The sequence below is a fragment of the Planomonospora corallina genome (assembly GCF_042650625.1).
In the GTDB taxonomy this organism is placed as follows: domain Bacteria; phylum Actinomycetota; class Actinomycetes; order Streptosporangiales; family Streptosporangiaceae; genus Planomonospora_B; species Planomonospora_B corallina.
On sequence record NZ_JBHSBM010000054.1, the window covers coordinates 70742 to 81148 of the forward strand.

Here is a 10407-nt window from a genome sequence, read left to right on the forward strand (position 1 = left end):
GCCGTCTCCGATCCGCCGGCGCCCGGCGGCCCGCCGTACAGGGTGAGCCGCCGGCTCTCGCGGCTTTTCCGCGGCTCTCCCCTGCCGGCCGTCCCGGCGCCCCCGAGGTCCGGCGCCGGGACGGGGGCGGGACTACCGCCGCCGGTACGGGGGCCGCTGGGGCAGGCCGCTGAGCCTCCACTCGGGGGCCAGCCGGGCCCTGCCCAGGTGCTCCTCCCAGGACGCGCCCCGGCGCATGAAGTGGCGCAGCAGCTCGGCCGTGGCCCGGGCGTCCGCCAGCGCGGAGTGGGCGTTCCGGAGCGGGATGCCCGCGCGCTCGCAGCAGGCGGCGAGCGTCCACTTGCCGTGCGGGAGGAACTCCGGGGCGAGCCGCTGGGTGCAGAGCGTCTCGGTCACCCAGTGGCTGCCGGGCAGGACCTTGAGGAAGCGGAGGTCGAAGGGGGCGTTGTGCGCGACCAGGACCCGTCCGGCGATGCGCTGCCAGACCTCGTCCAGCACCTCCTCGATCACCGGGGCGCCGGCGACCATCTCGTCCGTGATGCCGTGGATGTGCGAGGCGCCCGTGTTCCGCAGGGGATTGATCAGCGAATGCCACTCGTCGGCGGTCTCACCGCTCTCGTCCAGGGAGACCAGCGCGATCTCGCATATCCGGTCGCCCTTGGCAGGGGAGAACCCCGTGGTCTCCACGTCCACCACGACGTAGCCGCCCCGTGCGGGCAGGCGGAGGGGACTGTCAAGTTCCGGTCCAGGTCTCGTCACACGTTCCACTGTAGGAACAGACCGCCCCTGCTCGCCCCCTTCTCGGGCGGATCGACGGCTTCTCCCCGGAGAGACGGCGCCGTACGGCCTGGCGACGAACGCCAAGGGTCACTATCCTCTGTACCCTGTTTCCAGCGGGGCGTTAGCTCAATGGTTAGAGCTGCGGACTTTTAATCCGTAGGTTCTGGGTTCGAGTCCCAGGCGCCCTACCACTCAGACCCCGTCTGACCTGCGCTTTCTCGGGCCAGGCGGGGTCTGCGCGAGCCGAAGTCCGACGATGTTTGCTCCATGTTTGCTCGCGTGTATCGGAACCCGGCCCCCACAAGATCACCCAGGGGGCCTGCTTCACGCCAGACCCCCCGGACGGTCACCGGAAGCCCACGACGGAAGGCCCCTCAGGACCGCCGGACCTCAACAGACCCCGCCAGCGGTGAATCCTCGGTCAAGCCGCCCACCCCGGCCGCAGGCCCCAGGGCCGCCTCCCGGAAACTTCCCGCCGACGATTCTCCGATTTCGGGACATAACGGCGACAGCAGAAGAATCTTTACTGTCATCCGGCGACCGAACCGATAAGTCCGCTACATCTGCTTTGCTCTGATTAATCCCTTAGAAGTGGCCAGACCGGCTCCCCCTCCGACGCCGACCCGGCCACCCTCAACGTTGAATCTTAAAACAGACCGGCGATGACGGCTGGCTGTTTCACGACTGCTGCCGCAGCAGCGGATTCACGCTTCCATCAATCCGCAGGTGTGCCAGCAGCCAGTTCTTTCCCTTCCGTTTCTGCCCCTGCCCGCCATTTTCCGGCCAAGCGCGGCTCAGGAAACAGCAGACGCCCTGACCCTGTGGGTGCCGAAAATTCATCCGTCCAGGTCAAGCAGCATGCCGGTACTCCCTGAGGACACCACCGAGTCGATCATGTCGGCGGACGTCGAGTCGGGTGAGCGGGGCTCGATCGGCGCCCGGGTCGGGCAGCGGCCGGAGCGGAGCGGCCTGCCGGAGGGCCCGGTGTGGCCGGTGACCGTTGTAGAACGCCTCGAACTCGCGCAGGACATGGAGCAGGTGGCGCTGGTTCCAGATCAACGTGCGGTCCAGCAGTTCGCGCCGGCAGGTCTGAATCCACCGCTCCGTGATCGCATTCATCCGGGGAATCCGGATGCCGGTCATAACGACGCGAAGCCCGGCATCAGCCAGCACCGCGTCGAAGGCCGCGGTGAACGTGGCATCGCGGTCGCGGATGAGGAACCTGGGCGTACTGCCCGCCTCCTGCAGGTCCATGACGAGGTTCCGTCCGAGCTGGGCGACCCACTGGCCGGTGGGATGCGCGGTGGCCCCGAGGATCCGGATGCGCCGGCTGGCGTGCTCAATGACGGCGAAGACGTACAGCCGGGCCCCAGCCAGGGTGCGGACTTCGAAGAAGTCGCACGCCAGCAGGGCGTCCGCCTGGCTGCGTAAGAAATCGGCCCAGGCGGTGTGCCGCCGCTCGGGCGACGGGTCGATGCCGTGGTCTTTGAGGATCTCCCACACGGTGGAGGCGGCGACCGCGACGCCGAGCGCGACCAGCTCACCGTGTATGCGCCGGTACCCCCAGGAGGGATTCTCCCGGGCCAGGCGCAGCACCAGCAGGCGGATGGAGGAGATGGTGCGCGGGCGCCCTCGACGCCGGGGCGTGCAGGCCGCGGCGTCGCGACGCCGCAGCAGGTCGCGGTGCCAGCGCAGGATGGTCTCCGGGCGTACCAGTAGCGTGAGGTACCGGATCCTGTCTCTCGACAGGCGGCTGAGCAGTCCGGCGAGCACGAAGCGGTCGTCAGGGGCGAAGGCGGGTTTGGGCACCTGACGCTGCAGGACCGTCAGCTGGTGCCGAAGCACGAGGATCTCGATCTCCTTGTCACGCTCGCTTCCCGGCAGCAGCCGCAGGAACGCGAAGACGGTCGTCACGGTGAGGTAGACCAGACGCAGCAGCACGACAGATCATCATGCCGCGGCGGCGTAGACCTCACGACTCCGAGACTCGAGGTACGTGATCACCAGTCAGCGCTCTGGCCTGCACGGATGAATTTTCGGCACCCACACCCCCTCAGCCCGCTCCTGGTCAGTGACGACCGGGCTGATCTCCAGCATGGGGGCTCGCATACCGTAACCTTCGCTCCAGCTCCATCCCCTGGAACTGCTGCGGAGGTGAGAATCTACGACTGAAGGGAGATATAGAAGACGGACAGATACAAGAAGCGATCTTTCCCTACCGCCACATCAGGTCGATTCCCAGGCCAGACGCCCTGCGATAACTTTTGGAGTAGCACAAGCTTCTCTATATCCTCAGGAGGACATCCGACTCGCGATCATGCTGTTACCAGGCAGACCGCTGTTCTGGGGCGAAAAGGATTCAATCTTTCCTGGCGGATGCTGGAATAACGTATCGAGTATGGGTACCCTCCAGCCATTCTTGGTCAATCTCTCTGCCCGTAATCCGACCGATGAGGCGCAGCGCCGACGTAATTTCGGCTTGACTTGTGTCCCCGATAAAATCTAACCCCTCCATGTAGAGGTCCAGCGCATTAGGGTCGCTGCCGTTCCGCTCTTCCGGGTCGCCGACTACCAGGGTAGTGACGACCTCACCGTTCACGACGTACTCCAGATCCTCCACACCTTCCACTTCGAACAGTGGCCAGCCGAGATAGAGCAGCCGACCTCCGTTGCGCGTCAGTGCCCTCCAGGACTGCCACCGCCAACAGTCATGGCCTTCGAGCTGAATCACCTGAATCCAGCCGGGTGCCTGGCGGCCGACCCAGACCACGCCCTCCGTGGATCCGTCTGAATAGCTTCCTGTAACGATGTCCTGCCACCCACATTCACGGGCGGAGCCCAGGTCGGCGCCAAGACGCCGGGCTACTTCCAACTCGTCCAGACCTTCACACCAAATAGCGCGAAAGGGCGTGTCATAGTCGATCCCGTAGCGAGTCAAGAGCTCCCACAGGCCCGTCGAGGTATCCAATATCGCGCCTTTCGGTGAAGGAGGAGGATACGCAGGGCGCTGCCGTGGATAGTCGGCAGCGCCCTGACTAGGTTGCAACTAGTTCACGATTCTGACCCAGAATCTGTTGTCGTCCCCAACACGGTACCGCGAATAGAACGCTGCGAGGTACTCGCCGTGCGTCCTGTTGTCTTCTCTATCCACGTACATGATGGAGAAGTGGCCCTTGGCGGCGCTGGCACCGTTCTTAGTTGAGGCGAAGGGGTACTCATCGCATTGGAGCGCGGGCACTGACTTGCCGTTCACTATAACGTTAGCCGGCCATTTTCCTGCGGATCTCAGGCTGGCTTTTTGGACCCGGCATGCCGGACCAATCGCCAGCCGGTTCTTGTAAGTCAAGGTATTCTTCTTGGGCGTGTTGGGAGGGTCAGTTCCCCGGACTAGCCACATCCATGCAGGGTTGGTGTACTCGTCCCCACCAACCGTGATCTTCAATGGAGCGTCAATGTCACCTGGCATGACCTTCGACTGCGGCTGCCCCTGCGCGTCGAGCGGCGGAAGCTTGGGAACGGTCTCGGATGGTTGTTTCAGCGCTTTGTCGACATGATCGACGACTTGCTTGATCTGGGTATCGCTGCGTCTCATGGTGAAAATGCGGTTCGCGTCTGTGAAGATACAGGCACCGGTATGCATACGGGCCTGGATATTCTTCGAGAATGTCTTGTAGTCACATCGCGCCACCGGCGGAAACTCACTCCTGCTTCCGGTGGGAAGACCGATGGCCTGAATACCGAACGGCAGACGGATGTTGCCGAGGACATTCTCAAATTCGATCTTGCCCCAGAGGGGTCGCTGCTCATTGAACCAGGAGATGCCGCCGAACTCGAACAGCAATGGACGAATGGTGCAGTTGTGTACATCGTCTCGGGCGACCCGTGACGTGACTACCCACTTCTGAATCCCGTTTTCCTTCCATTCGCGTAGGGAGACTCGTCGTGGCTTGCCTGAGGTGACTACACAGTCCGCTCCATCGCTACCCGTAGGCTGGACATCCAACTGCAGCTTCTTTACGTCGTCGAAGTCATCGGTCGGCTCACCGTCGTCGTAGCCCTGGATCTTGTCCAGCTGAGTCCACACGGCGATCTCGTTGAACTTGCGGTCACCGCCGCCGACTACATCGGTGCCGTCGTTATTGCCAAGGTATGTGTGCATAACGACGGTCGACTCGACCTTATAGCCATCGTCGGGTTTGGGCGGATATTTCCCTGGTTCGGTAGCATGATACGTCCAGTCACCATATGCAATAAACTTGCTGTAGCAGGCGCTGTATGGCCGCAGGTCTACCCAGCCTGGGGTCGAGTAACGTTGATCGAAGTTCTCGCGTAGTTTAGTGCAGTCGCCCAGCGAATTGACACGATCGTAATTGAACGCAGGCAGATTCGAGGCGGCCACTGACGACTCGTTATCCGCGCCCGTCGCTCTTTCCCGCTCGGGTGTGGTGCTCTCTGCGGACGGAGCGGTGTTCTTTGCAGCCGGGGTGGTCGGTTGAGGTGTGGTGATGCCACTCAGGGCACCGACCGCGGTAGCGTCGAGAGGCCGCTGATAGACATGAACGTCGTCGATTCCACCTTCAACCTTGGTACCCAGCGTCATCGCTGAACCTGCGTTCCAGCCGGGAGCACCGACCGGTGAGGTCGCCAACAACTCGCCGTTGAGATAAAGCGCCGCAGTCTTAGCCGTAGTGTCATACACACCCGCCAGGTGGAACCACTCGCCGACTGGTGGTTCAACGCCGGACAGCACGCCCTCGACTGTCGCATCGGCACTGTCGGCGCTGGTGAGAGTGAACACCAGTCCGTGGTCGGGGGTGTTTCCGATTCGGAAGGGTGCCTGGTGGGTGCCCTTCTGCTCGATGACGCTGTAGTCGCCGTCCTTGTCGCTCCAGCGCAGCCAGGCGGCGGCGGTGAAGCTCTCATCGGTGCGGATCACCGGTCCGGTGGTCTGGGCCAGGGGTTCCTCGCCGGGCTGGGTGACGTCGACGGTGACCTGCTGCCAGTCCGACCAGGCCGAGGAGGCCTGCTCGGTGACCGCGCGGGTCCGCCAGCGGACCTTCCACCCGTCGGTCAGCGTCGCCGCGGGGACGGTGAGGCTGGCCTGGGTGCCGGAGGCGACGTTGTCCACGCTGCCGGTCCAGATCTGGCCGCTGCCCTGCCCCGCGGGTGCGGCCGGGTCGTGCTCGATCTCGGCTTCGGCCCGTAGCACCTGGCCGGCCGGGTGGGTGACGGTGGCCTTTAGCGTGGGGGTGAGCGTGGTGCTCACCGTGACGCCGTCCACCACCTTCGACGGGGTGATGATCAGGCCGGTGGCGGTGGGCTTGGGCAGGCTGACGGTGAAGGACCGCCAGTCCGACCAGGCCGAGGAAGCGGTGGATGAGACCGCGCGGGCCCGCCAGCGGACCTTCCAGGCATCGGCCAGCGTGTCCGCCGGGATAGTGATGGTGTACCGCTTCAGAATCCATCGCATAGGGCTTGATCTGGGCATTCTCCGGGGCGGCTACGCGGCTCGGTGGTACTCGTTGATCAGCCCGCCGAGCACCCTCCGGCGTTCGATCCGGCCTTCCAGCGGCACAACAGCCTGCCCGTCATGATCGGGTGGTCGCTGCGCGCGGGACTGGTGCGGCCGATGCTCGTTGTAGTGATCGACGTACTCACCGAGCACCGTACGGAGGTGCCGTTCGTTGTAGATCAGCATGCGGTCGGTGCACTCGGCCCGTACGGTACGCACCCACCGCTCGGCGTAGCAGTTCGCCCGCGGCGTGCGCGGCGGTGTCTTGACCACCGTCACGCCCGCGTCGGCGAAGATCGCGTCGAAGACAGCGGTGAACTTGGTGTCCCGGTCGCGGATGAGGAAGCGGAAGGAGCCGATCCGGCCGCCGAGGTTCATGAGCAGGTTTCGGGCCTGCTGCACCGTCCAGGCGCCCGTGGGGTGGGCGGTCACGCCGAGGATGTGCACGCGCCGGGTGGCGATCTCCATCACGAACAGCACGTACAGGCGCTTCAAGGAGATCGTGTCGACGTGGAAGAAGTCGACGGCCAGCAGCCCTTGCGCCTGGGCGCGCAGGAACGTTCGCCAGGAGGTGTCGGCGTCTCGGGGCGCCGGGCCGAAGCGCCGGCGCCGCAGGATCCGGCGTACGGTCGCCTCGCTGACCTGGTGGCCGAGCCGGGCCAATTCACCGTGCACCCGGCGATATCCCCAGGCCGGGTTCTCCCGCGCCAGGCGCACCACCAGCTCCCGGATCTCCTTGCCCATCCTCGGGCGGCCGGACCGGCTCGGATACGTCGACCGGCGTCGGACCAGGTGGCGGTGCCAGGCCAGCAAGGTACCCGGCGTCACCAGCCGATGAGCCCGCAACCTCGGCGGCAGGAGTCGCGCCAGGGCAGCCAGAACCGCCCGATCGGCCCAGTCCGGCTTGGATCGGACGACCTGACGCCTCAGCACCGCCACCTCATGCCGGAGCACCATGATCTCGGCGTCCTTGGCCGCCTCACTTCGGCCCAGCAGTGCCAGCCAGCCGAACGCCCGGAGCGCGATCAGATACAGGAAACGGAGAGACACAAGAACCGATCTTGCATGAGCCGCCCTCTTGGGTCGGCCTGCAGGTCAAGCGTCCTGCGACGACTTTTTGAAGCGGTACACGGTGGAACTGGCCGGTGAGGCGTTCGTGGACCCGCTCACCGCCGGCCTCGCCGTACTCACGCTTCTCCTGCAGTGGCGCACCCGGCTCAACACCGCCTGGTTCATCGCCGTCGCCGCCGCGATCGGCCCGGTCCGGGCGCTGATCACGGGATAGCCCGGCCGGAACGCGCCCGGGTCTCCGTACCGCGGCCACCCGTCCTAGCCGCGCCGCCCGGTGGGAGCGGGGGCGTCGGCCTCCCGGGCGGCCTGATCGGGCTTGGGGTTTCCGGCGTCGCCGTCCGGGCCCGGGGCAGGCGCGGATGGCGCGGAACGCGGCAGGCCCGCCAGGCGGAGCGCCAGGTACTGCGCGAGCCGCCCGTAGGCCACCGCCAGCGCACCGAAGGCCACGGCCAGCGCCGCGATCCGCGCCACCTGGTCGTCGTCGGCCAGGAGGAGGGCGGTCCTGGCGTCGATGAGACCGTTGACGGCCATGCCCCCTCCGATGACCCCCACGCTCACCCACCGGCCCCCGGTCCTGACCGCCCGCGGCGCGGCGGCGGTCGCGGCGGCCGGTACGGCGAGCACGGCGAACACCACGACGATGCCCACCGTTCCCCCCAGTGAGAAGCCGCCGTCCTGGTCGAGGAGCAGCACGACGCCGCGCATCAGCAGCCGGGCCGCGCCCCCCACCACCAGTCCCGTCACCAGCGCGGCCCCCAGGACCGCCAGGACCGTCTGGCCGATACGCCGCACCCGGATGTTCATGGGCCCCCCTCGTACTTGCCTGGTAGTTATAGGGGGGCGGCTCCACCGGAGGCAATATCGCAGGAAATCCGGCGTTCGTTCGTTACCGGACAGGTCGTGCCCGGCCGGGGAGCCGGTCACCGGCCGGGCCCGGGGCGGCCGGCGTGGGCCCGGCCGTCCCCCGGCGCGGGGTGTCAGGCGATGGGGACGCCGTCGACCCTGCCGACGCCCTCCATCTCGAAGGTGAGGCCGGTCACGCCGTCCGGCGGGGCCGGCAGGTAGGTGTACCAGCGGCTGGTCCGCCCCTCCTCCAGCGGCACCATGCGGCTGTGGGCGAACCACTGGTTGCCGCGGTCGCGCAGCGCGAAGTACCGGGTCCGGGTGGCCGGGTCCACGGCGGTGACGGCGCCGAACGGCGCGCCCTGGAGGAATGCGTGGCCGTAGGGGGTCTCGAAGGGGTTGAGGGGGTACGGCAGGTCGGCGCCGACGGCCGTGACGTCGAAGACGGCGACCAGGTAGGCGCCGTCGCGGTAGTAGGGGTGGACGTCGACGCGCAGCCTGCCGCCACCCCGCACGCCGACGTCGAAGCTCCCGGCCACGGGCCCGGAGCCGGGGCGGAAGGGCGCGGGCGGGTGGACCCGGCCGGTGCCGGTGCCCGCCGGGGGGCCGGGGCTCGCGGCCGGGCCGGGCGTCTCCTGCCTGATCCTGTAGGAGATCTCCACGCGCCGGTTCCGGGCGCGGCCGGCGGGGTGGTCCCGGCCGTCCACCTCGTTCGCGGCGATCGGCTCGGTCTCGCCCTTTCCGGTGGACCTGTAGGCGTAGTCCGTGCCGAGCCGGGCGGCCAGGTACCTCTCCACGGCCCGTGCACGCCGTACCGAGAGCGCCCGGTTGTAGCCCGCTCCGCCCCTGGCGTCGGTGTGCCCCTCGATGGTGATCGGCGGCTTGGCCGGGTCGGCCCGCCTGCGGGTCTCCTCGGCCACCTCGTCCAGCACCGCGGCCGCCTTCGGCGACAGGTCGGCCTCGTCGAAGGCGAACAGCACGTCGGCGCGCAGAGCGATCGTCTCCTCCCGGCCGTCCCGCGTCTTCGACCTCTGCGGCGTCTCCACGTACTCCTGCAGGTCGTCCGAGTGGGACCAGACGTCGCCGGACGGCTCCACCACCGGCAGGGTGACCACCGCTCCCGGGGTCTCCGGCGCCTGCGGACCGGACGGGGTGGGGGCGGTCCGCGGGACGCCGTCGACGACGGGCACGCCCGTGATCTCGCCCACCGCGCCCGCCGCCAGGACCGTCAGCCGCTCCACCCCCGGCGGCAGCGGCGGGAAGTAGACCTGCACCGGGTAGTGCACGCCGGGCTCGAAGGCGTCGTGCGCGGAGCGCCGGCGCGTGCCGAACGCCTCACCGCCGGAGTCGCGCAGCGTGTGGTAGATCTTCTTTCCCACCGGGTCCAGCAGCCGGAAGTCGGAGAAGTCCGAGGGACTCCAGCCCGTCCCGAACGCGCCTCCGCCGCCGGCGCTCTCGCTCATCGTGGTCATGATGTCCAGCCTCAGGACGGTGCGGTCGGCATGGCGCTCGACGGCCACGACCTCCACCCGGTACGGCTGCGCCGGCGCGATCCCCACCAGCCCCTCCCGCACGAAGGCCGTGGCGGGCGAGGGCGCCGGGGACGGCGGCGCGGCGGGTGCGCGTGACGCACCGGGCCCCTCCCCCGCGGGTGCGGTGCCGGTGCATCCGCCGAGCGCCGCGGCGACCAGCAGCGGAGCGGCCCACCGGGCGGCGCGCACGGCCCCGGCGGCGCGAGGTGTCCGGGACCCCGCCCCCTCCCGGGGAGTTCTCTCGTTCTCCACTCGTCCTCGCACCCGCCCGAAGGTCACAGGACGCCAGGAGACGGGCGTCGCCCGCCGGGCCCGGCGTGTACGGACCCGCAGGAATGTAGAACGGCGGAGCGCGGCACGTCGTCCACCGGTCGTGGGAGATCGCGGTAAACGGGCGCGGTAGCCGGCTACGACCGTCGCCGTACCGGCACCGGGGAAGAGCAGGTCGCAGGGCCTGCAGCGGGCCCGGACGCTCGACGCCCGCGTCCGCAGGCCGTACCCCCTCGCGACCGGGACCGGTCAGCGGGCGCCGGCCGTGAGCGGAACCTCCAGCCGGGCGCGGAGCTCCTCGACGGAGGTGCCGAACGTGTCGAGCACGCGGACGCCGCCGGGGGCGATCTCGAACACGGCGTGGTCGGTGTAGACCCGGCTGACGCAGCCGACCCCCGT

General features: G+C 67.9%; 8 protein-coding genes and 1 tRNA gene. 2 read left to right on the plus strand and 7 right to left on the minus strand.

Annotation, left to right across the window (positions count from 1 at the left end; translation table 11 throughout):
- Positions 1-132: 132 nt before the first annotated feature.
- Positions 133-759 carry a 3'-5' exonuclease gene (locus ACFOWE_RS30920; RefSeq protein WP_377294102.1) on the minus strand — a complete coding sequence of 209 codons (627 nt, stop codon included), beginning with the start codon at positions 757-759 and terminating at the stop codon, positions 133-135.
- A 136-nt stretch (positions 760-895) separates the two neighbouring features.
- Between ACFOWE_RS30920 and ACFOWE_RS30925 the strand changes: the two genes are divergently transcribed.
- Positions 896-971: transfer RNA gene (locus ACFOWE_RS30925), tRNA-Lys, on the plus strand.
- 658 nt (positions 972-1629) lie between these two features.
- Here ACFOWE_RS30925 and ACFOWE_RS30930 read toward each other — a convergent pair.
- The 4 genes from ACFOWE_RS30930 to ACFOWE_RS30945 all read right to left on the minus strand — a co-directional run bounded on the left by ACFOWE_RS30930 (position 1630) and on the right by ACFOWE_RS30945 (position 7342).
- A complete protein-coding gene (locus ACFOWE_RS30930; RefSeq protein WP_377294104.1) occupies positions 1630-2721 on the minus strand; it encodes an integrase core domain-containing protein in 1092 nt (363 codons plus the stop codon).
- 418 nt (positions 2722-3139) lie between these two features.
- Positions 3140-3748 (minus strand): DUF6461 domain-containing protein, encoded by a 609-nt coding sequence (locus ACFOWE_RS30935; protein WP_377294106.1) that lies wholly within the window; start codon positions 3746-3748, stop codon positions 3140-3142.
- Positions 3749-3826: 78 nt separating this feature from the next.
- Positions 3827-6250, minus strand: a complete 2424-nt coding sequence (locus tag ACFOWE_RS30940) for a LamG-like jellyroll fold domain-containing protein (RefSeq protein ID WP_377294108.1) — start codon at positions 6248-6250, stop codon at positions 3827-3829.
- A gap of 30 nt (positions 6251-6280) precedes the next feature.
- Positions 6281-7342 (minus strand): integrase core domain-containing protein, encoded by a 1062-nt coding sequence (locus ACFOWE_RS30945; RefSeq protein WP_377294110.1) that lies wholly within the window; start codon positions 7340-7342, stop codon positions 6281-6283.
- Between the two features lie 67 nt (positions 7343-7409).
- Between ACFOWE_RS30945 and ACFOWE_RS30950 the strand changes: the two genes are divergently transcribed.
- A complete protein-coding gene (locus tag ACFOWE_RS30950) occupies positions 7410-7577 on the plus strand; it encodes a hypothetical protein (RefSeq protein ID WP_377294112.1) in 168 nt (55 codons plus the stop codon).
- A 44-nt stretch (positions 7578-7621) separates the two neighbouring features.
- Here the strand turns inward: ACFOWE_RS30950 and ACFOWE_RS30955 are convergent, their stop codons facing one another.
- Positions 7622-8167, minus strand: coding sequence for a hypothetical protein (locus tag ACFOWE_RS30955; RefSeq protein ID WP_377294114.1), 546 nt, complete (start codon positions 8165-8167; stop codon positions 7622-7624).
- Positions 8168-8340: 173 nt separating this feature from the next.
- A complete protein-coding gene (locus tag ACFOWE_RS30960) occupies positions 8341-9990 on the minus strand; it encodes an OmpA family protein (RefSeq protein WP_377294116.1) in 1650 nt (549 codons plus the stop codon).
- Positions 9991-10407 lie beyond the last annotated feature (417 nt).